Here is a 23,016-nt window from a genome sequence, read left to right as displayed (position 1 = left end):
CGCGGCGATGACCGCATTCCCGAGCCGAGACCGTCATGACCAGCTTCGCCCATCTCGTTCCGTCGCCCGTCGGTCGCTTCGACGGCATTGAACGGCCCTATACGCCGGAAGACGTGCGTCGCCTGCGCGGGTCGGTGCCGATCACCCACACCCTGGCGGAGCGCGGTGCCAACCGCCTGTGGGAGCTGCTGCACGAGGAGCCGTTCGTGAACGCCCTTGGTGCCGTGACCGGCAACCAGGCCATGCAGATGGTGCGGGCCGGGCTGAAGGCCATCTATCTGTCGGGCTGGCAGGTCGCCGCCGACGCCAACACCGCCGGGGCCATGTATCCGGACCAGTCGCTCTACCCGGCCAACGCCGCGCCGGAACTGTGCCGCCGCATCAATCGCACCCTGCAACGCGCCGACCAGATCGAACACGCCGAGGGCGGAGCCAAGCGTGACTGGTTCGTCCCCATCGTGGCCGACGCCGAGGCCGGCTTCGGCGGGCCGCTGAACAGCTTCGAAATCATGAAGGCCTTCATCGAGGCGGGAGCCGCGGGCGTCCATTTCGAGGACCAGCTGGCGTCGGAGAAGAAGTGCGGCCACCTCGGCGGCAAGGTCCTGATCCCGACCCAGGCGCATGAGCGGAACCTGATCGCCGCCCGCCTGGCCGCTGACGTCATGGGTGCCCCGACCCTGATCGTGGCCCGCACCGACGCCGAGAGCGCCCAGTTGATCACCTCGGACGTGGACGAGCGCGACCGGCCCTTCATCGACCGCGACAACCGCACGCCGGAGGGCTTCTTCCGCCTGAAGGAGGGCACGGGTCTCGACCACTGCATCGCCCGTGGCCTGAGCTACGCCAAATACGCCGACGTCCTTTGGTGGGAGACCTCCCACCCCGATCTGGACGACGCCCGCCGCTTCGCCGAGGCGGTGCACAAGGAGCATCCCGGCAAGCTGCTGGCCTACAACTGCTCGCCGTCGTTCAACTGGAAGGCCAAGCTGGATGACGCCACCATCGCCAAATTCCAGCGCGAGCTGGGGGCCATGGGCTACAAATTCCAGTTCGTGACCCTCGCCGGCTTCCACAGCCTGAACAACGCCATGTTCGAACTCGCCGACGGCTACCGCGACCGCGGCATGGCGGCCTATTCCGAGCTGCAGCAGCGCGAGTTCGCCAACGAGGCCGCCGGCTACACCGCCACCCGCCACCAGCGCGAGGTCGGCACCGGCTATTTCGACCAGGTCGCCACCGTCATTTCGAACGGCCAGTCGTCGACCACCGCCCTGAAGGATTCCACCGAGACCGCCCAGTTCGTGGCGGCCGAGTAAGGAGAGAGACCATGCAGCCCCTGAGCAGCCCTACGGCCATCATCGATTTCTGCCTCGCCCCGTTGAATCTCGATACCGGCACCGAGGCCGAGCGCGAGGTGCGTCGCCGCCTCGAGCACGTCATCAAGACCTTCCGCGCCCGGGCGGCGCAGCCGGTCAGCGTCGACTTCTCGCGCATGCCCTCGCAGGTCATCAACGAGGCCGCGCACGGCTACGAATAGGGCGTGGGATCAGGCGGCGATGGCGGCTGCGGCGGCCAGCGGCAGGGTCGCGACCAGCTGGAGCAGTTCGGCGGCGTCGAACGGCTTGGCCAGATGGCGGTCCGCGCCGGCGGCCTCGGCGGCCGCGATGTGTTCGGCGAGGGCGTTGGCGGTGAGCATGACGATGGGCGTGCGCGACAGACCCATCGCCGCCTCGTTCAGCCGGATCTCGCGGGTCGCGGTCAGGCCGTCCATCACCGGCATCTGCATGTCCATGAGGATGATGTCGAAATCGCCGTCCTGGCAGGCCTGGACCGCCTCGGCGCCGTTTTCGACCGACGTCAGCTCGACGTCTGCCTGGGCCAGGATCATCTCGACCACCTTGCGGTTCACCGGATGGTCGTCGGCCAGGAGCACGCGGACGGTGGCGGCTTCGCCGTCCGTCGGCTGGCAGATTTCATCGACCTTGGCGGCGGGCGCTTCGGCGGCGTTGAACGGGATGGTCAGGATGAAGGCCGAACCACCACCGGGCTCGCTCTCGCAGTCCAGATAACCGCCCATCATCTCCGCCAGCTGACGCGAGATGGCGAGGCCGAGGCCCGAACCGCCGAAGCGACGCGTGATGGCACCGTCGGCCTGTTCGAAACGGCTGAACAGACGGTCGCGGGTCTCGCTGTCGAAGCCGATGCCGGTGTCCTCGATCGAGAAGCGCAATGTCGGTGAACCGGCCCGTTCGGGCCCGGGAGCCGCGGTCATGCTGACGAAGCCGGTGCCGGTGAACTTGACCGCATTGGACACGAGGTTGGTCAGGATCTGCTTGATGCGGACGACATCGCCGATGATCCAGCCGTCCGCCTCGGGCGCGATTTCGACGAAGAATTGCAGACCCTTGGCCTCCGCGGACGTCTCATAGAGCTGCGCCGCCTCGCGCACGGCGCGGCCGAGATGGAAGGTGTCACTGGACAGTTCCAGACGGCCGGATTCGACGCGGGCGAGGTCCAGGATGTCACTGAGCAGGACCTGAAGCGTGTGGCCGGAAGAGTGGATCAGCTCCAGCATTTCTTCCTGCTGGGACGACAGGGGCGTTTTCGCCAGGGCCTGGGCCACGCCGATGACGCCATTCAGCGGCGTGCGAATCTCGTGGCTCATATTGGCGAGGAACTGGCTCTTGGCGCTGCTGGCCGACTGGGCCACGTCACGGGCCTCGGCCAGGGCGCGGGCGTCGTTCTTCAGGTCGGTGATATCGGTGCAGACGGTGACGATACCGCCGGCGGCGGTGCGGCGGTCTGAGGCCCGAATCCAGCGGCCGTCAGCCAGCTGCTGTTCCTTTGTGGTGGTCAGGGCCTGGCGCGAGGATAGCCGGTCCTGGAACCATTCGGCCTGCCGCCCGCGTGCGTCGGAATAAAGGTCCTGCGCCAGGCCGATCTCGATGAGCTCGCGGAAGGTCGCGCCAACCCTGAGCGACGGGGACAGTTCCGGAACCAGCTCCTCATAGCGCTGGTTCCACAGCACCAGCCGGTCCTCGGCGTCATAGTAGGCCATGCCGTCCGGCATGGCGTCCATCGCCTCACGGAGCCGCCTCAGGGCACCGGACTGCGAGGCCCAGCTCATCCAGGCGACAACGGCGGTAACGCCAATGATGGCCGCGACCATGGCCACGATGACTCCCGCCATGACGACGCCAGAGACGGTCAGGGCTGTGTCGACCTGGGCCCGGGGCGTGACCACGATCCCGCTCATCGCCGTGAAGTGCAGGAAGGCCACGGCCACCGCGCCACCGGAGGCCGTCAGCAGCCTGCGCAGCAGTCCAGGGCCATAGACGAGGCCGCCGGTCACCAGGCCAATGGCCAGGGCTCCGCCGATCGCGAGGGCGGCCATGCCGGGCTGCCAGCTGATACTGCCGGCCAACTGCAGACCGGCGATCCCGGCGAAATGCATGCCCGAGACACCAGCCAGGGCGACAAGCGCCGCGAGGCCACGGTAGAGGCGGTTCGGGCGAACCATCACGATTGCGGCGGCCAGGCCGAAGCTGCCGAGCGCGAGGACGAAGGACCCGACCGTCGGCCAGACGGCGTAGCGGATCTCCTGTCCGGGCTGATAGCCGTGAAGGGCCACGAAATGGGTGGTGAATACAGCCAGGCCCGAGATGAAGGCGGCCAGCAGGGTCGTGTTTCGGCGCCGGGTTCCGGTCTGTTCCCGGCCGACACCGAGCAACTGCATGGCTGTCGACAGCCCGATGATGCAGATCAGCGCCGCGGCCAGCAGCCAGCGGGCGTCATGCTCGGTCGTGATGGAGTACAGGATGTGGTCCAAAACGCCCCCTTCGAGCGCCAGTCTGGCACCAAGGGGTGAAGAAACCGTGGGCAACGGTCAGGCTTGTCGTCAGGCGGCGACGACGACTTCGAAGGCGCGGCCCATGACCTTGACCGGATTGACCTGACGATCGCCGCGGCGGACCTCGAAATGCAGGTGGGGCCCGGTCGAGCGGCCCGTGGACCCGACCAGACCGATCCGTGCGCCGGCTTCGACGGCGTCTCCGGAGGCCACGTCCAGCCGACTGAGGTGGCCGTAGAGGGTGGTCATGCCATTCGGGTGGCGGATCTCGACAAAGCGCCCGTAGCCGGCCGGATCATAGCCGGTTCGCAGGACCGATCCCTCGGCGGCGACATAGACGCCTGTGCCCCAGGGCGCGGCGATATCCACGCCCTCGTGGTTGCGGGCGGCCTGACCGGGCAGGCGGCGCAGGCCGAAGGGCGAGTTGATCTCATGGTTCCGGACCGGGGCCTCGAAGGCGATCAGCCGGGTGACGGGCCCGGCCGGCTCTGCGACGGCGGTCATCGGCGGCGCTTCCGGCACGGAAGGGGCTTCGACCCGTGCCGCACGAGGGGCGTCGGTCAGGGGCGCGGCGGCCATGGCCAGCACGGCGACGGCGGCGAGGCTGGCGGCCTGGCCGGAGTGGATGAGGAACGACCGGGCGGTCGGCAACAGGCGTCGCATGGCGGCGTCGGCTCCGTCTTCGGCTCAACGAGCGGGAGGGGGCGCCGGCGGCCGCAACGAGCGACACACTGCGGCCAGCGACCGGAAGAGCGCCGTTCTAAGACTCCGTGGGGCGACTTTGGGGCAGGCGGGGGCGGCAGGACGTCGCAGGCCGGGAACGAAAAAGGGCGCGCGACCCGAAGATCGCGCGCCCCGTTTTCAGGCTGTGGAGGGTCTACTGCAGCGGGAGGCTGAAGGAGATGGCCCCGACATGGCTGTTGGCGGTGTCGCCGAAGCGGCCGCGGTAGCCCACGGTCATCTTCACCGGGCCCAGATCGGCATCGACACCGGCCGAGGCGATCAGGGAACCGCCGAACGGGTCCTCGATCTCGCGGGCCAGGATCTGCGCCGGGTTGCCGGCGATGCCGGTGCGAACGGCGTCGCTGCTGTCAGCGAAGCTGTCGCGATAGCCGCCCTCGACGAAGAAGCTCATGCCTTCGCCGCCGCCTTCGGCCCGGAGGGTGAACTCGCCGCTGGCGGCCTGGACCGTGCGGTCCTGGTAGCTGTACTGGGCCGCCGGACCCTGTTCGATATAGCCGTTGACGTCCGTCGAGACCCAGTTGACGGCGACGCGCGGCGACAGGGCGATGCCGCCCATGTCCATCCAGAAACCACCCTGGACGCGGGCGCCGATGCTGCCACCCGTCGTGTCGCCGGTGTGGATGACCGGAGCCAGCGACGTCATGCGGGTGATGTCGTCATAGTGTTCGACCGAACCGCCCGCGGTCGCGTTGATGAAGGTGCCGCCCGAGCGCCAGCCGCCGTACATGTCGAAGGCATACGACTGGACGTCGAAGGCCATGGCACCGGCCTCGACGTCGGCGGTGCGGTAGGTTGCGGCGAAGCCGAAGCGCGCGCTCGGGGACATGACGTGGTCCAGCCCGGCCCGGATGCCGTAGCCGGTGGTGTCGGAGGCCGCCACGGATCCCCGGGCGTCGGTTTCGACGCTGTCGCCGATGGCGCCGAAGGTCAGGTGGGTCCCGGCCTGCCAGTCCGCGCGACCCGACATGCCTTCGCTGGAGAGATCCAGCAGGTCTTCACGCTGGCGGAAGCCGGTTTCGGCCTGGACGGTCGATTGGGCACCGATGTCGCCGTAGTAGAGATAGTCATTGGCCAGTCGGGCGATCAGCTGGTGGCCGGCGGCGGTCGGGTGAACGCCGTCCCAGAACAGATAGGTGTTGGGCGTCGCGCAGACCGTAATGCCGTTGAAGCAGGCGTCGGTGACGTTGGTCAGGCCGAAGGCCCCGGGGTTCGCAGTCAGGGCCGCACCGATCTTGTAGATATCGAACAGGATGATGTTGGTGCCCGGACGGGCCGCGGCCGTCGTCATCAGTCCGGCCAGCAGGGCGCTGTTGAACGAGGTGCCGGCGAACTCCGCGAGCGGAGCGGCAGCGGTGCCGCGGAACGCCGGCGCGCCTCCGAGGCTGGGGATGTTGCCGACGAGGATGGTGCCGGCACCGGCAGCGGCGATGCTGTTGACGAGGAACGTCATGTCAGCGGCCGCGGCCGAGATGACGGGCGCGATGGCACCGGTCGGGTTCGGCGAGGCGCCGGCGGCCGGCAGGCCCTGGAAGATGTTGTTGGCACCGCCGAGGATGCTGACCAGGTCGGTGGAGCGGAAGGTGCCGCCGGCGCCCGTATAGGCCAGCAGCTGGTTGCGCATTCCGGGCGGGAAGGCGGAGCTGTCCGTCCGCGCGCCACCGTAGGCGTAGTTGATGCTGCCGGTCACGGAAGCCCCGGCCGCGGAACGTCCGGCGTTGAAGCCCAGCAGTTCAGTGAACACCTGGCCGTTCGAGAACCGGCCCTGGAAATTGGGCGCAGTCGGGCTGGCGCCGCCTGTCGCGGCAAACAGGTTGCCGTTGTCGCTCAGGCTGTCGCCGAAAACGACGAGGCGATTGTAGGATTGGGCGCTGGCGGCTGACGCGACACCGCCCACGGCGGCCACAGTCAGTGCGGCAAGCGCCGCGTTGCGCAGGAAACGTGACATCGATGATCCTCCCTCGGCCGTCATCATGCGACCGTTGGATTCCACTGTGGGCTGGTTTTTCGCCTGCGCAAGATGCCGCTGGGGAAGCTTCTAGTGCAACATCCGGAACCGCAGCGTTCCGGCCACAGTGCGCAGGGTCTGCAGCGCCTCTGGATCGTAGTCGCGGTCGACGTCGGTGATGACATATCCGGTGCGTTCGTCGGTCTTCAGATGCTGTCCGAGAATGTTCAGGCCGGCGGCGGCGAGGGCGCGGTTCAGCTCGGCCAGGACGCCGGGCTGGTTGCGGTGGATGTGCAGGATACGGTGCGCTCCGTCGACCTCGGCGAGCTGCACATTGGGCAGGTTGACGCAGAAGGTGGTGTCGCCCCGGTTCAGATAGGCCAGCAGCCGCTCGGCGGCGAAGGCGCCGATGGCCTCCTGGGCCTCCTCGGTCGATCCGCCGATGTGCGGCGTCAGGATCACATTGGCGAGGCCGCGCAGCGGGCTGTCGAACGGGTCGGCGTTGGTGGCGGGCTCCTCGGGGAAGACGTCCACGGCCGCCCCGCCGATACGGCCGGACCCCAACGCCTGCGCCAGGGCACCGACGTCGACGACATGGCCGCGTGACAGGTTCAGCAGCAGGGCACCGTCCTTCATCCGGGACAGTTGGCCTGCGCCGATTAGCGCCGTGTTTTCCGTCCGGCCGTCGACATGCAGGCTGACGACGTCGCTTTCGGCCAGCAGGGCGTCCAGCGAGGCCATGCGGCGGGCATTGCCGAGCGACAGCCGCTCGGTCAGATCGTGGAAGATGACCCGCATGCCCAGACCCTCGGCCAGCACGGACAGCTGCGAGCCGATGGCACCGTAGCCGACGATCCCAAGGGTCTTGCCCCGGAGTTCCCGAGAGCCGGTCGCGGACTTGTTCCAGACGCCGCGGTGCATGGCGGCGGACTTGTCGGCGACGTCGCGCAGCAGGGCGATGGTCAGGCCGACGGCCAGTTCGACGACCGAACGGGTGTTGGAATACGGGGCGTTGAACACGGCGATGCCCCTGGCCGCCGCCGCGTCGAGGTCGATCTGGTTGGTGCCGATGCAGAAGGCGGCCACGGCCATCAGCCGGTCGGCGGCCTCCAGCACGCGGGCGCTGACCTGGGTCTTGGAGCGGACGCCCAGCACATGGACGCCGCGGATCGCCTCGATCAGGGCGTCCTCGTCCAGCGCGCCCTTCTGCGATTCGACCGTGTAGCCGGCCTCCTCGAGCCGTTCGACGGCGGCGGGGTGGATGTTTTCGAGCAGCAGGATGCGGATGCGGCTGCGCGGATAGGACCAGCGGCCGGCGAGGCCTTCGGCGTGCAGGAACTCGTCTATCGACGGGGCCTCGGCGTCGGCGGCGGCGACGACGCGCTCGCGGCGGACGATTTCGGTGAAGGCGTGGAAGCGGTCGGCGGCTCCGGCCAGTTTGACCTCGGCGTCGGTCCAGCCGTCGCCGATCATGACTACAGGGCCGGGCAGGCCGAGGGCGCGGATGACGGCCGGCTTGCCGCCTGCCTGCGACAGGGGATTGGCCTGATCCACGCCCGCGACCCGGCCTTCAGCGTCGTACAGCAGGTCGTTGCACAACACCTGGTCCGCCGGGATGTGCAGATGGGCGGCGAGGGGGGCAATGATCTCGCGGAAGCCGCCTGACAGGATGACGATCCGGCCGGCGTTCTCGCGGAAGAAGCGCAGGTTGCGGCGCACCGAGGGCGTGCCCTCGTCGAGGATGCGGTTCGCCAGCTCCGCAAGATGGGCGCGCGTCAGCGGGAGCAGGGCGAGCCGGCGGCGCAGCGCCTCGCCGAAGGGAAGATCCCCCGCCATCGCCTGATCGGTCAGGGCGGCGACCTCGGCGCGGATCGCGGCGGCGTCGGGCGCGCCGGCCAGGGCGATGTCGGCCAGAACCTCCAGTGTCTCGATGCGCACGAGCGTCGAGTCGAAGTCAAAGACATAGGTGGTCGGCTCAGCCATGCGCTGACCTTGGCCGACCTTCGCACTTGCAGCAATAAGAGAGTGGCCGGGCCCTAGAACTTGCCGAGGCTGCGGATGCGGCTGTCGGGGCGGCGGACGTCAAGCGCGGCGGCACCGATGGCGGCGGCGATGGTCGCGACGGCCAGAAGGGCACCGCCTTCCTTCGCATGGTCGCGCGCGTAGTCGCCGGCGTCATGGGCGTAGCGACGAGCGGTCTTGCCGTGCTTCTTCAAGGCCTTGCGCGAGGAATGTCGCGCGCCGTGGATGAATTTCTCACCGCGATGCCGCGCGTCCTCGCCCAGATCGGAGGCGCGCTCGCCGGCTTCGGACAGGCTGTGTCGCACGGTGTCGGCCAGGCCGCCGAAACGGTCGCGCAGGGCGTCGGTATCGATCCAGCCACGCGGGTCGATGCGGCCGCGGATGCGCTCGTAGCGCGTCGGGCCACTGCGCTGGTTCAGCAGCAGGGCGGCGATGCCGACGCCGGCGAGAACGGCGAGGACACCGCTGGCGACGCCGGGATGTTTGCGGACTTCGGCGAGGGCGGAGAACTGACGGACCATCGGATAGTGAACCTCTTCTGCGAGGCCGTCGTCGCTCGGGTCGTACAGCCCGTCGTCGTACGGCTCATAGGCGGAACTCCTGTCCCGCATCAGGGAAGGAGCGAACCGGGCGAAGAGTGGTTCCGCCAGACCGGGCAGGACCGAATAGAAGCTGGCGATCAGCCGGCCGCCGCCGCCGACGGTGATCTCGCGGATCGGATGGCTGGCGCAGTAGAGGATGGTGTCGGCCACGACGTGGGTCGCATAGACCGGCTGGGGGTTCTGGGTCGCATAGCCGGTTAGGTTGCGGGCGTGTTTGCTGTAGGGGCTGTCGACCGCCGCCGGCTTGACGAGACTGACGGTAATCGCGGCGTCCTCGCGCATCAGCTCCATGCGCAGGGCGTTGGTGAAGCCCTTCACCGCATGTTTGGAGGCGGAATAGACGCCCTGGATCGGCAGGGGGGCGTCGGACAGGATCGAGCCGACATTGACGATGGCCCCGCCGTTGTACCGCTTGCGCAGGTGCTCGGCCGCGACCAGCGAGCCGTTGACCACGCCCCAGTAGTTGGTCTCGAACAGCCGCCGCTGGTCGTCCAGGTTTGTGGCGCTGATCGCGCCGTAGATGGAGACGCCGGCGTTGTTGACCCAGGTGTCGAAGCCGCCGAACAGGCGGACGCATTTTTCGGCTGCTTCGGACAGGGCCGCGTGGTCGGCGACGTCGGCGACGGCCCAGGCTGCCCGCGCGCCTGTCGCCTGCAGTTCCTCGCACAGGGCCTTCAGGTCGGCTTCGCCCCGCGCGATCAGGAAGACGCAGGCTCCGGCCCGCGCCGCCCGGCGCGCCGTCGCCAGTCCGATGCCGGAGGTGGCGCCGGTGATCACGATGGACTGTTGGTTCAGGGGCTTGAGCGTCGCTTTGGTCATGAAACCGCCGGGTCGGTGTGTTCGGATCGGGCTGCTGGGAACGGGGCCGAAACCCCGCCGGCTCCTGCTGTAGCACGCAGGCCTTACCATTCGCGACTGGTGCGCCTATCTGACGGCGCTTCCCCTGTTTCGCTGTTTCGAGGACCGCCCGTGACCGATCACGCGCATGACCACGCCGCCCCCGCGCCCGTCGACGATCTGGCCGCCGCCTTCCAGATCGAGGGCTGGCCCGTGCGCGGTCGTATCGTGCGGTTGGGCGAGACGATCGATGCCATCCTGTCGGCCCACGCCTACCCCGAGCCCGTGGCCGCCCTTCTGGGCGAGGCCTGCGCTTTGGCGGCGCTGGTGGGCTCCAGCCTGAAGTTCGAGGGCCGGCTGATCGTCCAGGCGCAGGGCGACGGGCCGGTGCGCTATGTCGTGGCCGACTATGACACCAACGGCCATATGCGCGGCTATTGCCGTTTCGACGAGGACGAGGTCGCGGCGGCGTCGCAGGGCTTCGCCCGGCCGGGCGCGCGCTCGCTGCTGGGGCAGGGGGTGTTCGTCATGACGCTCGACCGCGGCCCGGACTTCGAGCGGACCCAGGGCATCACCCCGATTGAGGGCGAGAGCCTGTCGCTGGCGGCCGAACACTATTTCCAGCAGTCCGAGCAGATCCCGACCAAGGTGCGGCTGGCGGTCGGGTCGGTGGTCACCGGCGGGGGCGCAGGCTGGCGCGCCGGCGGGGCGCTGATCCAGCTGATCGCCGGCGACGACGCCCGCGGCTCGACCGAGGAGGTCTGGGACCGCTCGCGGGCCCTGTTCCAGACCCTGGCCGATGATGAGCTTCTGGACCCGACGATCACGCCCGAGACCCTGCTGTACCGACTGTTCCACGAGGACGGGGTGCGGCTGGAGGACGCCCGGGCGCTGGTGGCGCAGTGCCGCTGCTCGCGCGAGCGGATCGCCAGTGTGCTGACCTCCTTCGACGCGGCCGAGCGGGCGGACATGGTCGAGGCCGACGGCAAGATCCGCGTGACGTGCGAATACTGCGCGACGGTCTATGAGCTGGAGCCGGAAGAGATCGCGGCGGGCTGACCTCTATCGGGTGATGCTGTCCGCCGCCTCGGCTTCGCGACTTGCAGCCGCGCCGGACTGGCGTTGCATGCGGAATGTCCCCGACCACCCTCCCGGGATGCTCCACCCACCGTCAATGGTCAGGCCATCCTTCGAGATCGCCCCGTCGTAGTTGATTGCGTCTTCGAACCCTTCTGGCGCTTCGCTGAACTTGACGAAGCGAAGGGTGCTGCCGTCGTGACTGCCGTCGATGATCGATGGAATATCAGCGTTGCCGTACATCACGTCCGGCTCCGATGTCGTGCCCGTTACGAGGCCCGCCGTATCCCTCAATTCGGCTGTGAACGGCGTCGGCGGGCAGTCATCGAAGGGATTCTGAACCGGATCCGTGGGGTAGAAATAGACGCCGGTCCACCGGCCCGTGAGGTCCATGTCCGCCATCAGTAGGCCAGGGCGATGCCGTCCTTGCGCATCTCCGTCGCCGCGCCATAGGTCCAGGGCCCGCGCCCGTTCACCTGCCGCACCACATTCTGATAGCCGCCGAAGCCGCCGTTCGGCCCGCCCAGGACCCAGCCCATGGCCGCCAGCTGCGCCTTGGTGGCGGCCGGGACCCCGGTCTCGAGGAACAGGGTGCCGACACCTTCGGACGGATGGCCCGTCGGCTCCGACGAGCCTTCATGCTGCCAGCGCGGGGCGTCGCCGGCTTCCTGCGGGTCGAGGCCGTAGTCGACCATATTGATGATGATCTGGGCCTGCCCCTGCGGCTGCATGCCGCCGCCCATCACGCCCATGGCCATCCAGGGCTCGCCGTCCTTACAGGCGAAGCCGGGGATGATGGTGTGGAAGGGCCGCTTGCCGGGGGCGTAGACGTTGGGATGGCCGTCGGTCAGGGCGAACAGCTCGCCGCGGTCCTGGAACATGAAGCCCAGCGTCCGGCCGTCGGGGCCGTCGGGGACGAGGCCGGAGCCCATGCCGCGATAGTTGGACTGGATCCAGCTGACCATCATGCCGTCCTTGTCGGCGACGCTGAAATAGGTCGTGTCGCCCTGCGTCGGGGCGTCGCCGGGGAAGGCGCGGTCCATGACCCGGTCGGGGCGGATCAGGGCGGCGCGTTCGGCGGCATAGGCCTTGGAGTTCAGCCATTCGACCGGCGTGCGGCTGAAACGGTCGTCGGCGAACCATTTGGCCCGGTCCTCGAACGCCAGACGCTTGGCCTCGGCCTGGTGGTGGATCGAGGCGGCGGACTGGAAACCCATGCCCTTGAGGTCGAACCGCTCACAGATGTTGAGGATCTGATTGGTCGACAGGCCCTGGGTGTTCGGCCCGAGCCCATAGACCTCGACGCCGCGATAGTCGGTGCGGATCGGCTCGACCCATTCGGTGCGGTGCGGTGCCAGATCGGCCTTGGTCATCCAGCCGCCGATGCGACGGAAATAGCGTTCGATGTGGTCGGCGATGACCCCCTCATAGAAGGCGTCACGACCGCCCTCGGCGATCAGGCGCAGGGTCCGGCCGAGGTCGGGGTTGGCGAAGACTTCGCCGACCGCGGGCGTACGGCCGTCGGGGGCGTAGACCCGCTTGCGGTTGTCGTTCTCCTCGATGATCCCCGCGCGGCGATCGAACCCCGCCATGTTGCGCTGAAGGTACCAGGCGATGAGCTGGGGCATGGGCACGCCCTCCTCGCACAGCTCGGCGACGGGCAGCAGGACGTCGGCCCAGGGCAGTTTGCCGTAGCGCTGGTGGGCGCTCCACCAGGCGTCGACCGTGCCCGGGACATTGACCGTGACCGCGCCATAGGGCGGCAGATAGCCGTCCTCGGCCTTCTTCGACCGGGCCGTCTCCAGCGACAACGCGAGGGGACTGTTTCCGGAACCGTTGAAGCCGACGACCTTCCGCTGCGCCGGGTCCCACAGCATGCAGAAGGCGTCGCCGCCGATGCCGTTGGCGGTCGGCTCGAGGAAGCCGAGGGCCGCGTTGATGGCGATGGCCGCATCGATGGCCGAACCGCCGCGCCGCAGGGTGTCGATGCCGATCAGGGTGGCGCGGGGGTGGGCCGTGGCGGCGGCGCCGTGCGCGCCCCAGACCGTGGAGCGACCGACGAACTGGACACCGCTGTTGCGGTTGCCTGGGCCAATGCCGGCGTAGGGGTCGGTGGGGGCGGACTGACGAAGCGGGGCGCGTGCGGCTGCCGGAGGCGCGCCCGCGGTGGCGGTCCCGGCGCCGGCGAGAAGGGCACCGGCGGGCAGGGTCGAAAGGAATGTGCGACGACGCATGAGCGGGCTCCTGTCAGGGAAAGGCGACCCTAGCCGCTTCATCCGTCGAGGGAAGTGCGTTCGTTCTCCCGCAAGGGCAGAACGAGATGCTGCAGCTCGCTCGTCCCGTGAGCCGCCCCCGGATGACGCGTCTCGCGATCTGGAGTATAGCGGTCACGCACGGAGACGTTGTCATGCTGCCGCTTATACTGATGCTGATACAGGACCCTTCCACGCTGACCGGGCCTGTCCCGCCGCCCGCGCCTCCGATTCGCCTGCAGGTGATCGAGGCCGATGGCCCCGCCACGACTCTCTGTGACGTCGATCGATTTCAGAGGATCGCTGAGCCGTCCGGGACGGCCGACCTTCGGCTCGACATGATCTACAGGCCGGATGGGGAGGTGCGGCGCTATCTGTTGCTGGATCGAACGGTCCGGGGCTGCCCGGCCCCGATTTCATATGCCCTTCCGGGCGGGCAGGACGGCCTCATCCGCGAACTGGGGCGCACTGCGCCGCTGGTTCGGATTCAGCCGCCCAGATCGAGCGAATAGCCCGCCGACCGGACCGTCCGGATCGGATTGACCGTGCCCTCAACGTTCAGCGCCTTGCGCAGGCGGCCGACGTGGACGTCGACGGTGCGGGCCTCGACATAGACGTCCGAGCCCCAGACGGCGTCGAGCAGCTGCTCGCGGCTGAAGACGCGGCCGGGGTGCTGCATCAGGTGGTCGAGCAGGCGGAATTCGGTGGGGCCCAGGTGGATCTCGTTGCCGGCGCGGCGGACGCGGTGGGCGACGCGGTCGATGACGATGTCACCGTGGTTGAGGCGATCGTCGGCCAGGCCCGGGCGGATGCGGCGGAGCACGGCGCGGATGCGGGCGATCAGTTCGCTCATCGAGAAGGGCTTGGTCAGATAGTCGTCGGCACCCGTGTCGAGGCCGCGGATCCGGTCGCTTTCCTCGCCGCGCGCGGTCAGCATGATGATCGGCATGTTGCGGGTCTCGGACTTGCCGCGGATGCGACGGCAGACCTCGATCCCCGACAGTTTGGGCAGCATCCAGTCCAGCAGAACCAGATCGGGCAGACGCTCCTCGATCTGCAGCATCCCCTCTTCGCCATCGGAGGCGACCACGACGCGATAGCCTTCCTTTTCAAGGTTGTAGGACAGGAGGGTCGCCAGGGCGTCCTCGTCTTCCATCACCAGAACATAGGGCTGCACGGGATATTCTCCGGGTTCAGACGGGCGTCGGCGTTTCGGGGGCGGCTTCGGCAGCGTCGGGGTTCCAGCGCGGGCGCTCGCCCGTGAACTCCTGGCCGGTGATCTCGTAGTAGATGGTTTCGGCGATATTGGTGGCGTGATCGCCGATCCGCTCGAGGTTCTTGGCCATGAACAGCAGGTGGGTCCCGGCCGTGATCGTGCGCGGGTCGCCCATCATGTAGGTCAGCAGCTCGCGGAACAGGGCGTTGTAGTGCTCGTCGACCTCGTCGTCGGTGTTCCAGACGGCGATGGCGCGGTCGATCTCGGCCGCGGCATAGGCATCGAGCACGTCGCGCAGGCGCATGGACACCAGCTTGCCCATCCGCTCGATCGAACGGGTCAGGGGCTGCATCGGCTCGCCCTCGGCGAGGATCAGGCCGCGCTTGGCGATGTTCTTGGCCAGGTCCCCGGTGCGTTCCAGATCCATGGCCAGCTTCATGGAGGCGAGAGTCCGGCGCAGGTCGGAGGCGACCGGCTGGCGCAGGGCGATCAGGCGGATGGCCTTGCGCTCGATGTCGCGGTGCATGGAGTCCAGACGGCCATCGCGCTCCACGACGGCGCGGGCCAGGGCGACGTCGCGCCGGGCCACGGAATCAACGGCGTCAGCGACCTGGGCCTCGGCGAGACCGCCCATGCGGGCGACCTCTGCCGTCAGCTGGTTGAGTTCGTCGCCATAGGCCTTGACGGTGTGCTGGGGCATCAGCCGAATCGTCCGGTGATGTAGTCCAGCGTGCGCCGCTCGCGGGGATTGGTGAAGATGTCCTCGGTGTCGCCGGTCTCGACCAGCCGACCCATGTGGAAGAAGGCGGTGCGCTGGCTGACCCGCGCGGCCTGGGCCATGGAGTGGGTCACGATGACGATGCAGTAGCGCTCGCGCAGCTCGTCGATCAGTTCCTCGATCCGGGCGGTGGCGATCGGGTCCAGGGCCGAGCAGGGCTCGTCCATCAGGATCACTTCGGGCTCGACGGCGATGGCACGGGCGATGACCAGACGCTGCTGCTGACCGCCGGAAAGGCCGGTGCCGGGCGAGTGCAGGCGGTCGGCGACCTCTTCCCAGAGACCCGCGCGCTTCAGCGAGGCCTCAACGACGCCGTCCAGCTCCGATTTCGACGCCGCCAGACCGTGGATGCGGGGGCCGTAGGCGACGTTCTCGTAGATGGTCTTGGGGAAGGGGTTGGGCTTCTGGAAGACCATGCCGACCCGGGCGCGCAGCAGCACGGGATCAACCGCTTTCGCGTTGATGTCGTCCCCGTCCATCTCGATCCGGCCGGTGACCTTGCAGCCCGTAATCGTGTCGTTCATGCGGTTCATGGTCCGCAGGAAGGTCGACTTTCCGCAGCCCGACGGGCCGATCAGGGCGGTGACGGTCTTGTCCGGAATGTCCAGCGAGACGTCGTACAGCGCCTGTTTGCCGCTGTAGAAGACGGACACGTCGCGGGCGGCGATCTTGGTCGGGCCCATCGGCGCGGAGTTGTGCACGACGGGCGGGGCCGCGATCACGGGCGGACCGGCGGGCGAACCGCCCTCAGTTCCGTCCGCTGCGCGAAAGAGGGTGAACTTCATTATCTTACCACCGGCGTTCAAAGCGTCGCCGCAGGAAGATGGCGGCGGCGTTCATGACGATCATAAAGGCGAGGAGGACGAGGATGGCCGCGGCCGTCCGTTCGTGGAAGGCGCGCTCTGACGCGTTCTCCCAGATGTAGACCAGCGACGGCAACGCGCCGGTCGGCTCGCCGAAGGAGGCGGGGATGCCCGGGATGAAGCTGACCATGCCGATCAGCAGCAGGGGGGCGGTCTCGCCGAGTGCGTGGGCCATGGAGATGATGGCACCGGTCATGACGCCGGGCATGGCCAGCGGCAGGGTGTGCTGGAACACCGTCTGGGTCTTCGACGCGCCCATGGCCAGGGCGGCTTCGCGGATCGAGGGCGGCACGGCCTTCAGCGAGGAGCGGGTGGCGATGATGATGGTCGGCAGGGCCATCAGGGCCAGGACCAGGCCGCCGACCAGCGGGCTGGCGCGGGGCAGGTGCATCCAGTTGATGAACAGGGCCAGACCCAGCAGGCCGTAGATGATCGACGGCACGGCCGCGAGGTTGTTGATGTTGACCTCGATCAGGTCGGTGATCCGGCCGCGCGGCGCGAACTCTTCCAGATACAGGGCCGCACCGACGCCCAGCGGAATGGCGATGAAGGCGGTGACCAGCAGCATCAGGGCCGAGCCGACCACGGCACCGAGCACCCCGGCCAGCTCGGGCTCGGTGGAGTCGCCCTTGGTGAAGAGGCCGGTATTGAAGTGGGCAGCGACCTGGCCGGAGGCCTTCATCCGGTCCAGCCAGTCGATCTGTTCGTCGCTGATGCGGCGCTGGTCGGCGGGCGTGTCCCGCGAAATCTCATGCTTGAAGAACAGGTCGGCGTCGTCGGACACCGGCGCGGCGATCGGCACGGTCTGGCCGATCAGATCAGGATTGCTCTGGATGCGGGCGGCGGCGGCGAATTTGAGCTCGGAGGAGAACAGGCTGCGCATGGCGGCGGCCTTGGTGCCCGCGGCATCGTCGGCGACGCCCATGCGTACAAGCTGCTGCTCGGCAACCAGCAACTCGAAATTGGTGCCCTGCGGATAGGCGCGATCGACCCGGGCGGGATCCATATAGACCGGCACGGTGATGGTGTGGGTGTAGAAGGCCGTGTGGCCCTGTTCGATGATCCGGCCGAGCAGCAGCAGCAGGAAGCCGACCGCGACGCCGATGGCGAGCAGGCCATAGAGTTTGAACCGGCCCTCGCGGGCATAGCGCCGCTTCAGACCCGCGCGCAGGCGCCGGGCGCGAATTTCCGGGGTGACAGACGTATCAGTCATACTGCTGCCGGTAGGTCTGGACGATGCGTTGGGCGACGATGTTCAGCATCAGGGTGACCACGAACAGGGTCAGGCCGAGGCCGAAGGCGGACAGGGTCTTGGGGCTGTTGAACTCCTGGTCGCCGGTCAGCAGGGTGACGATCTGCACCGTGACGGTGGTGACGGTGTCCAGCGGGTTCAGGGTCAGGCGGGCGGCGAGGCCGGCGGCCATGGTGACGATCATGGTCTCGCCGATGGCCCGCGACATGGCCAGCAGCATGGCCCCGGCGACGCCGGGCAGGGCGGCGGGCAGCAGCACACGCTTCACCGTCTCGGACTTGGTGGCCCCCATGGCATAGGAACCGTCACGCAGGCTCTGCGGCACGGCGTTGATGATGTCGTCCGACAGGGAGCTGACGAAGGGGATCAGCATGATGCCCATGACCATGCCGGCGACGAGCGCCATCTGGTTCTGGACCAGCATCAGATACTGGCCGAGGCCGTCCAGCGGTCCGCCGGCCATCAGGGCCCCGAGGCCGTTGAAGAATGCGCGGAAAGCGGGGCCGACGGTCAGGGCGGCGAAGAAGCCGTAGACCACGGTCGGGACGCCGGCGAGGATCTCCAGCACCGGCTTGACCGTCGCGCGGAACACCGGCCCGGCGTACTCCGACAGATAGATGGCCGAGAACAGACCCACGGGCGCGGCCACCGCCATGGCGATCAGCATGATGAGGAAGGTCCCCGCGAACAGGGGCAGGGCGCCGAAGGCACCGGTCGAACCGACCTGGTCGGCGCGGATCGCGGTTTGCGGGCTCCACTGGGTTCCGAACAGGAATTCGGCGATCGGCACGGAGGCGAAGAACCGCATGGAATCGTAGACGAGCGAAGCGATGATGCCGACCGTGGTCAGGACCGCGACGGCCGAACAGGCGAACAGCAGACCGACGATCCAGCCCTCAACCCGGTTGCGGGCCCGCATGCCCGGCCGGATCTGGCTGAAGACGAAGAGGGCACCCAGCAAGGCGGCCAGTGCCGCGCTCACGATGCCGCCCAGGGACAGCATCTGGCTGATGCGCGCGGCGCGTTGGCCCTCGGCGGGGAGGAGTTCGGCGTAGGGGGCCGGCCAGATCTGGACGGCGGCGCGGCCGTCGCCGACGGCGCGGGCGTCCGCGAAGAAGGCCTCGCGGCGGAAGGGTTCGAGCTGCTGCACCGCCTCGGGCGCGCCGGACGCGGTCAGCTGCCGCTCAATGTCGGGTGCGAGAACGCTCGCCGCCACCAGCATGATCAGGGCGGGTACCGCGGTCCAGATCAGGGCATAGGCACCGTGCTGGCCCGGACGCGAATGCGAGCGTTCGCCGGCCGGCAGGGTCCGCGCACGACGACTCGCCACGGCGCGGCCGCCGACATAGGCGGCGACGGCTGCGGCGATCAGGATCGGCAGGAAAAGCCAGGTCATGGACGTCCGGGAGAGCAGAATCGGACTGGCCGGTCGCCCGGTTTGTCCCGCGGCGATAACTGCCCCGGAATGGTCAGCGGATTACGACGGGGGGATGACAGTTCTGTTACGTCGTAAGGCCCAGCGTGGGGTGCGCGTCATGAAGGTGTCACGTCGTCCCGTCGCGGGGCGACCGGGAAGTAGGCTGTGAAGACGGCACCCTGTCCCGGCGCGCTTTCCACGGTCAGGCCGCCGCGATGCCGGTTGACGATGTGTTTGACGATGGCGAGGCCGAGGCCCGTGCCCTGTCGTTCCCCGCTCTTCTGGCCCTCGACCCGATAGAAGCGCTCGGTCAGGCGCGGCAGGTGCTCCCGCGCCAGGCCCGGACCGTGATCGCGCACGGTGACGGCAGCGAAGCGCTGGCCGGTTTCGCGATCGGGCGTGACCAGCGGCAAGCGCGTCGCGCCGGCACCCCGATTGCCGCCGGACCAGGGCGCTGCGGCCTCGTCGAGGGCGATATCGGGCCGGATCACGATCTCGACCGTCCCGCTGGCGGGAGAATATTTGATGGCGTTGTCGACCAGGTTCTGGACGACCTGCAGGATCTCGTCCCGGTCGCCGTTGACGGGGGCGCTGGTATCCCGGTCCTCCAGCAGGACGACGACATTGCGTTCGGCCGACAGGACGCTGACCGCGTCCACCACATCGGCGGCGGCGCGGGCGAGGTCGACCCGGCCCGCCGGAGGGATGTGTTCGTTCAGCTCGATCCGGCTCAGCGACAGCAGGTCCGAGACCAGCCGGCTCATCCGGTCGGCCTGGGTGGCCATGATGTCGAGGAATTTGTCGCGCGCCTTGGGATCGTCGCGGGCGTGGCCCTTGAGCGTCTCGATGAAGCCGGACAGGGAGGCCAGCGGCGTCTTCAGCTCGTGGCTGGCGTTGGCGAGGAAATCGACGCGCATCAGCTCCATGCGGCGCACGTCGGTCTCGTCGCGCAGGACCACGAGGGCCAGCGGCCCGGACTGCGCATCGTTCAAGGGCTGGGTGACCGCCCGCCAGTGACGGGTCTGGGCCCCCACGCCGGCGTAGTCGGTGGTACGGGTCAGGCCGCCGAACAGAGCCTCGTCCACGGCCTCGAGCACGGCCGGGTCGCGCAGCACGGGGACCAGCAGTCCGCCCTCGCGCTGGATGCGCAGCAGGTCACGGGCGGCGGTGTTGGCCAGGACGATGCGCCGCCCGGCGATGTCATCCGCCTCGCCGCCGGACACCACCAGGACAGGGTCGGCCAGGGCTTCGAACACGCTTTCCAGCAGGGCCGCATCCGTATCGGGCGCGGGGGTTTCCAGCGCCGGGGCCGGACCGGCGGCGGACGCCGGCGTGCGGTTGAGGGTCCAGGCGCTCACTCCCACCAGCGCCGCGGCACCGAGAAGCCAGAGGGCGTTGTCGGGCTCCAGCGCAGCCGCGCCGATCAGGGCGAGGATGGCGATGCCTGCGCTCGCGCCGACCGTCCACAGGCGCGAACCGGTCCGGGGCGTCACAGGAGAAAGGGAATCTTCGTAGGGCATTCACGCTTTCGTCGGGCGCACGACTCATTGCGACGAACATGACACGGAATTCATGACAGTCGGGCGCCGGGAGGTCCAGCGGCGCTTGTCAAACGTCCTTTACAAACCTAATCCTGAGCAGAACGGACACGGGCAGGGAAGACATCATGGCGGCGGCGTTGACGCTCGAAGGGGTGAGCAAACGGTACGGCGACTTCCAGGCCGTGCGCGATCTGAGCTTTCAGGTCGAGAAGGGAACGATCTGCGGTTTCCTCGGCCCGAACGGAGCCGGCAAGACCTCGACCATCCGCATGATCCTGGGCCTGCAGGGCGTGAGCGCCGGCCGGATCGGCATCCTCGGCGCCGACGACGGCCGCAAGGTGCGGGACCGGATCGGCTTCCTGCCGGAGGAGCGCGGGCTCTACAAGAAGATGACTCCCGTCGACGCGATCGCCTTCTTCGGCTCCCTGAAGGGCCTGCCGACGGGGGAGGGGCGCAAGCGGGCGCGCGAGATGCTGGAGGCCCAGGGCCTGGGGGCGTCCCGAAACAAGAAGATGAAGGAGCTGTCCAAGGGGATGGCCCAGAAGGTCCAGCTGATCGCGTCGGTGGTGCACCGGCCGGAATTCGTGATCCTCGATGAACCGTTCTCGGGCCTTGATCCGGTCAACCAGCAGGGGCTGGAGGCGGTGATCCGTCAACTGGCGACGGACGGGGCCACGGTGCTGTTCTCGACCCATGTGATGCAGCATGCCGAACGGCTGTGCGACAAGGTCGTGCTGCTGGCGCGGGGCCGCAAGGCGTTCGAAGGCACGGTGGCAGAGGCCCAGGCCACGACGCAGCGTTTCCTCGAACTGGAAGGCGCGATCGAGGCCGCCCAGGCCGCGGCCCTGCCGGGCGTCAGCGGCGTCGAGGTGGTGTCCGAACAGGACGGGGTGCGGGTGCTCAAGGCGGCGCTGGGGCAGGGCGGTCGGGGTCAGGAGGCCCTGAAAGCGGCCTTCCTCGGCGGGCTGGACGTGCGGCGGTTCGAACTGCGCGAGCCCAGCCTGCATGACGCCTTCATCAGCCTGACCGGCGACCATCCCGATATCGACCAGTCGGTGAAGGCCGGCGCGGAGGCCGCCCGATGAAACGCATCCTCCTGATCGCGCGGCGTGAATACGCCGCCTATGCCAAGACCGTGGGGTTCTGGCTCTCGCTGCTGGCCTTTCCGCTGTTTGCCGTGCTGGGCGGTGTATTGCCGGCCCTGATGATGTCGGCCGAGCCGGTGCGCAGTGTGGTCGTGCTGGAGGAGGGGCCGCAGGCGCAGGGACTGGCGGCTGCCGTCCAGGGGGCCGTGCGGCTGGAACAGGAACGGCGGCAGGCGCGGATGGCTGAGGCCGCGGCCGAGGCGGAGAAACAGGGCGGCCAGGCGGGGGCTTCGGCCGCCGGACAGGCCCTGAACCGGCTGGCCGGGCTACGTCTGAGGATCGTGGCAGCCCCGGCGGATCTGGCCGCGGCCGCGCCGGGCGAGGCGCGGGAGGCGATCGTGCGCCGCTATCTCGGAGACGCGGTGCCGGAGGCCGACCAGCTGGATTCGGTGGTGCTGCTGAACCGTATCGACGGCAAGCCGACCGCGCGGGTCTGGACGCGCCGGGCCACCGACGACACGGTCGAGGACTTCGTCCGTGGTGCCCTGAAGGACGCCAACCGGCGCGAAGCCTTTGAACAGGCCGGGATCAATGCGGCCGTGGTTGAGCAGACCGAGCGGTTCCGCCCGGACATAACCGCCCTGTCGCCGAAGTCCGCCACAGGGGGGGAAGTGTCGTTCCGGGACCGGCTTCCCATGATCATCGGCCTCGTCTCCGGCTTCCTGCTGTGGTCGCTGGTGATCACCGGGGCCTCCATCCTGCTGAACAGTGTGATGGAGGAAAAGGCCAACAAGATCCTGGAAGTCCTGCTGTCCTCGGCCTCGGCCACCGAAATCCTGACGGGGAAGGTGCTGGGGGTGGCGATGCTGACCGGTACGGTGATGCTGGTCTGGGGCGGGATCGGAGCCTTCGGCCTGCTGGCGGCGAATGCGGAGACGGCTGCCATGGTGGGCGACGTCCTGCTCCAGGGCGGGATGCTGGGCTATTTCATCGCCTATGCCGTCGGCGGCTATCTGATGTACGCCGTACTGTTCGCGGCGATCGGGGCCTTCTGCGAGACCCCCCGCGATGCGCAGACGCTGATGGGGCCGATCATGATGGTCCTGACGGTGCCGATCTTCGTGATGGTCATGGCCGCGCAGACGCCCGACTCGCCCGTGGTGCAGATCCTGTCGTGGATCCCCTTCTTTACCCCCTTCCTGATGAGTGCCCGCGCCCCATCCGAACCGCCGATGATCGAGGTCGTCGGCACCATGGCGGGCATGTTTGTCTTCGCCCTGCTGATGGTCTGGATCGCTGGCCGGGCCTTCCGGGCGGGCGCGCTGTCGGACGTGAAGCTGAGCTGGCGGGGCTTCGCCGGCGCGATCCGGGGCGGCGGGAAGTAATCACGGCCGTCTCCTCCCTGTCGCGAAGCGATGGGGTGTAGGAATGGTCGCCGGAGGCGGCCGGACGACGGGACCATGCGAAGCATGGTGGAGGGGTGCCGAACCGCGCTCCCTGCTTCGACCCCTCCACCCCCGCGCCAGGAGGCGCGG

The 23,016-nt window shown here is 68.6% G+C and carries 19 protein-coding genes; 6 read left to right on the top strand and 13 right to left on the bottom strand.

What is annotated here, in order from left to right:
- Positions 1-35 precede the first annotated feature (35 nt).
- Positions 36-1,316: an isocitrate lyase gene (gene aceA / locus KB221_10345; protein WIY68494.1), complete on the top strand. Its 1,281-nt coding sequence runs from the start codon at positions 36-38 to the stop codon at positions 1,314-1,316.
- Positions 1,317-1,327: 11 nt separating this feature from the next.
- Positions 1,328-1,537: a hypothetical protein gene (locus KB221_10340; protein ID WIY68493.1), complete on the top strand. Its 210-nt coding sequence runs from the start codon at positions 1,328-1,330 to the stop codon at positions 1,535-1,537.
- 9 nt (positions 1,538-1,546) lie between these two features.
- Here the strand turns inward: KB221_10340 and KB221_10335 are convergent, their stop codons facing one another.
- From KB221_10335 to KB221_10315, 5 genes are all read right to left on the bottom strand, one after another.
- Positions 1,547-3,829 (bottom strand): response regulator, encoded by a 2,283-nt coding sequence (locus KB221_10335; GenBank protein WIY68492.1) that lies wholly within the window; start codon positions 3,827-3,829, stop codon positions 1,547-1,549.
- Between the two features lie 69 nt (positions 3,830-3,898).
- Entirely contained in the window at positions 3,899-4,513 is a 615-nt protein-coding gene (locus tag KB221_10330; protein WIY68491.1) for a M23 family metallopeptidase, read from the bottom strand.
- Positions 4,514-4,727: 214 nt separating this feature from the next.
- A complete protein-coding gene (locus KB221_10325) occupies positions 4,728-6,539 on the bottom strand; it encodes an SGNH/GDSL hydrolase family protein (GenBank protein ID WIY68490.1) in 1,812 nt (603 codons plus the stop codon).
- A gap of 90 nt (positions 6,540-6,629) precedes the next feature.
- The gene (gene serA / locus KB221_10320) at positions 6,630-8,522 is read right to left on the bottom strand and encodes a phosphoglycerate dehydrogenase (GenBank protein ID WIY68489.1); all 1,893 of its coding nucleotides are present in this window, start codon (positions 8,520-8,522) and stop codon (positions 6,630-6,632) included.
- A 53-nt stretch (positions 8,523-8,575) separates the two neighbouring features.
- A complete protein-coding gene (locus KB221_10315; protein ID WIY68488.1) occupies positions 8,576-9,982 on the bottom strand; it encodes an SDR family oxidoreductase in 1,407 nt (468 codons plus the stop codon).
- Between the two features lie 150 nt (positions 9,983-10,132).
- Between KB221_10315 and KB221_10310 the strand changes: the two genes are divergently transcribed.
- Complete coding sequence (locus KB221_10310; GenBank protein ID WIY68487.1) at positions 10,133-11,059, top strand: Hsp33 family molecular chaperone; 927 nt, start codon at positions 10,133-10,135, stop codon at positions 11,057-11,059.
- Between the two features lie 3 nt (positions 11,060-11,062).
- Here the strand turns inward: KB221_10310 and KB221_10305 are convergent, their stop codons facing one another.
- Both KB221_10305 and KB221_10300 read right to left on the bottom strand, forming a co-directional pair.
- Positions 11,063-11,479, bottom strand: a complete 417-nt coding sequence (locus KB221_10305) for a hypothetical protein (protein ID WIY68486.1) — start codon at positions 11,477-11,479, stop codon at positions 11,063-11,065.
- On the bottom strand, positions 11,479-13,311 hold the full coding sequence (locus KB221_10300) for a gamma-glutamyltransferase family protein (protein WIY68485.1): 1,833 nt from the start codon (positions 13,309-13,311) through the stop codon (positions 11,479-11,481). Before KB221_10300 ends, KB221_10305 begins: the two co-directional genes overlap by 1 nt.
- Positions 13,312-13,484: 173 nt before the next feature.
- On the opposite strand from KB221_10300, the gene KB221_10295 reads away from it, so the two are divergent.
- A complete protein-coding gene (locus KB221_10295; GenBank protein ID WIY68484.1) occupies positions 13,485-13,841 on the top strand; it encodes a hypothetical protein in 357 nt (118 codons plus the stop codon).
- Here KB221_10295 and phoB read toward each other — a convergent pair.
- From phoB to KB221_10265, 6 genes are all read right to left on the bottom strand, one after another.
- Positions 13,817-14,506 carry a phosphate regulon transcriptional regulator PhoB gene (gene phoB, locus KB221_10290; GenBank protein ID WIY68483.1) on the bottom strand — a complete coding sequence of 230 codons (690 nt, stop codon included), beginning with the start codon at positions 14,504-14,506 and terminating at the stop codon, positions 13,817-13,819. The two genes, KB221_10295 and phoB, sit on opposite strands and share 25 nt — an antisense overlap.
- Positions 14,507-14,522: 16 nt before the next feature.
- Positions 14,523-15,245, bottom strand: coding sequence for a phosphate signaling complex protein PhoU (gene phoU, locus KB221_10285; GenBank protein WIY68482.1), 723 nt, complete (start codon positions 15,243-15,245; stop codon positions 14,523-14,525).
- Positions 15,245-16,108: a phosphate ABC transporter ATP-binding protein PstB gene (gene pstB / locus KB221_10280; GenBank protein ID WIY68481.1), complete on the bottom strand. Its 864-nt coding sequence runs from the start codon at positions 16,106-16,108 to the stop codon at positions 15,245-15,247. The genes phoU and pstB overlap by 1 nt, the downstream gene beginning before the upstream one ends.
- A gap of 4 nt (positions 16,109-16,112) precedes the next feature.
- On the bottom strand, positions 16,113-17,399 hold the full coding sequence (gene pstA / locus KB221_10275; protein ID WIY68480.1) for a phosphate ABC transporter permease PstA: 1,287 nt from the start codon (positions 17,397-17,399) through the stop codon (positions 16,113-16,115).
- Positions 17,392-18,834: a phosphate ABC transporter permease subunit PstC gene (gene pstC, locus KB221_10270; protein WIY68479.1), complete on the bottom strand. Its 1,443-nt coding sequence runs from the start codon at positions 18,832-18,834 to the stop codon at positions 17,392-17,394. The genes pstA and pstC overlap by 8 nt, the downstream gene beginning before the upstream one ends.
- A gap of 137 nt (positions 18,835-18,971) precedes the next feature.
- A complete protein-coding gene (locus KB221_10265) occupies positions 18,972-20,375 on the bottom strand; it encodes an ATP-binding protein (protein WIY68478.1) in 1,404 nt (467 codons plus the stop codon).
- A gap of 146 nt (positions 20,376-20,521) precedes the next feature.
- Here KB221_10265 and KB221_10260 point away from each other — a divergent pair, with 146 nt between their 5' ends.
- Both KB221_10260 and KB221_10255 read left to right on the top strand, forming a co-directional pair.
- Positions 20,522-21,481 (top strand): ATP-binding cassette domain-containing protein, encoded by a 960-nt coding sequence (locus KB221_10260; GenBank protein ID WIY68477.1) that lies wholly within the window; start codon positions 20,522-20,524, stop codon positions 21,479-21,481.
- Entirely contained in the window at positions 21,478-22,866 is a 1,389-nt protein-coding gene (locus KB221_10255; GenBank protein WIY68476.1) for an ABC transporter permease, read from the top strand. Before KB221_10260 ends, KB221_10255 begins: the two co-directional genes overlap by 4 nt.
- Positions 22,867-23,016 lie beyond the last annotated feature (150 nt).

Source organism: Aquidulcibacter paucihalophilus (assembly GCA_030285985.1).
Lineage (GTDB): Bacteria > Pseudomonadota > Alphaproteobacteria > Caulobacterales > Caulobacteraceae > Brevundimonas.
Note: the sequence above shows the minus strand (reverse complement) of the source record. Positions and strands in the feature narration are given on the sequence as shown.

Excerpts from the sequence above, each read along its gene's own strand:
- aceA (WIY68494.1), top strand. The coding sequence starts at position 36 with ATGACCAGCTTCGCCCATCTCGTTCCGTCGCCCGTCGGTCGCTTCGAC.
- KB221_10340 (WIY68493.1), top strand. The coding sequence starts at position 1,328 with ATGCAGCCCCTGAGCAGCCCTACGGCCATCATCGATTTCTGCCTCGCC.
- KB221_10330 (WIY68491.1), bottom strand. The coding sequence starts at position 4,513 with ATGCGACGCCTGTTGCCGACCGCCCGGTCGTTCCTCATCCACTCCGGC.
- KB221_10325 (WIY68490.1), bottom strand. The coding sequence starts at position 6,539 with ATGTCACGTTTCCTGCGCAACGCGGCGCTTGCCGCACTGACTGTGGCC.
- serA (WIY68489.1), bottom strand. The coding sequence starts at position 8,522 with ATGGCTGAGCCGACCACCTATGTCTTTGACTTCGACTCGACGCTCGTG.
- KB221_10315 (WIY68488.1), bottom strand. The coding sequence starts at position 9,982 with ATGACCAAAGCGACGCTCAAGCCCCTGAACCAACAGTCCATCGTGATC.
- KB221_10305 (WIY68486.1), bottom strand. The coding sequence starts at position 11,479 with ATGGCGGACATGGACCTCACGGGCCGGTGGACCGGCGTCTATTTCTAC.
- KB221_10300 (WIY68485.1), bottom strand. The coding sequence starts at position 13,311 with ATGCGTCGTCGCACATTCCTTTCGACCCTGCCCGCCGGTGCCCTTCTC.
- KB221_10295 (WIY68484.1), top strand. The coding sequence starts at position 13,485 with ATGCTGCCGCTTATACTGATGCTGATACAGGACCCTTCCACGCTGACC.
- phoU (WIY68482.1), bottom strand. The coding sequence starts at position 15,245 with ATGCCCCAGCACACCGTCAAGGCCTATGGCGACGAACTCAACCAGCTG.
- pstB (WIY68481.1), bottom strand. The coding sequence starts at position 16,108 with ATGAAGTTCACCCTCTTTCGCGCAGCGGACGGAACTGAGGGCGGTTCG.
- pstA (WIY68480.1), bottom strand. The coding sequence starts at position 17,399 with ATGACTGATACGTCTGTCACCCCGGAAATTCGCGCCCGGCGCCTGCGC.
- pstC (WIY68479.1), bottom strand. The coding sequence starts at position 18,834 with ATGACCTGGCTTTTCCTGCCGATCCTGATCGCCGCAGCCGTCGCCGCC.
- KB221_10265 (WIY68478.1), bottom strand. The coding sequence starts at position 20,375 with ATGCCCTACGAAGATTCCCTTTCTCCTGTGACGCCCCGGACCGGTTCG.
- KB221_10260 (WIY68477.1), top strand. The coding sequence starts at position 20,522 with ATGGCGGCGGCGTTGACGCTCGAAGGGGTGAGCAAACGGTACGGCGAC.
- KB221_10255 (WIY68476.1), top strand. The coding sequence starts at position 21,478 with ATGAAACGCATCCTCCTGATCGCGCGGCGTGAATACGCCGCCTATGCC.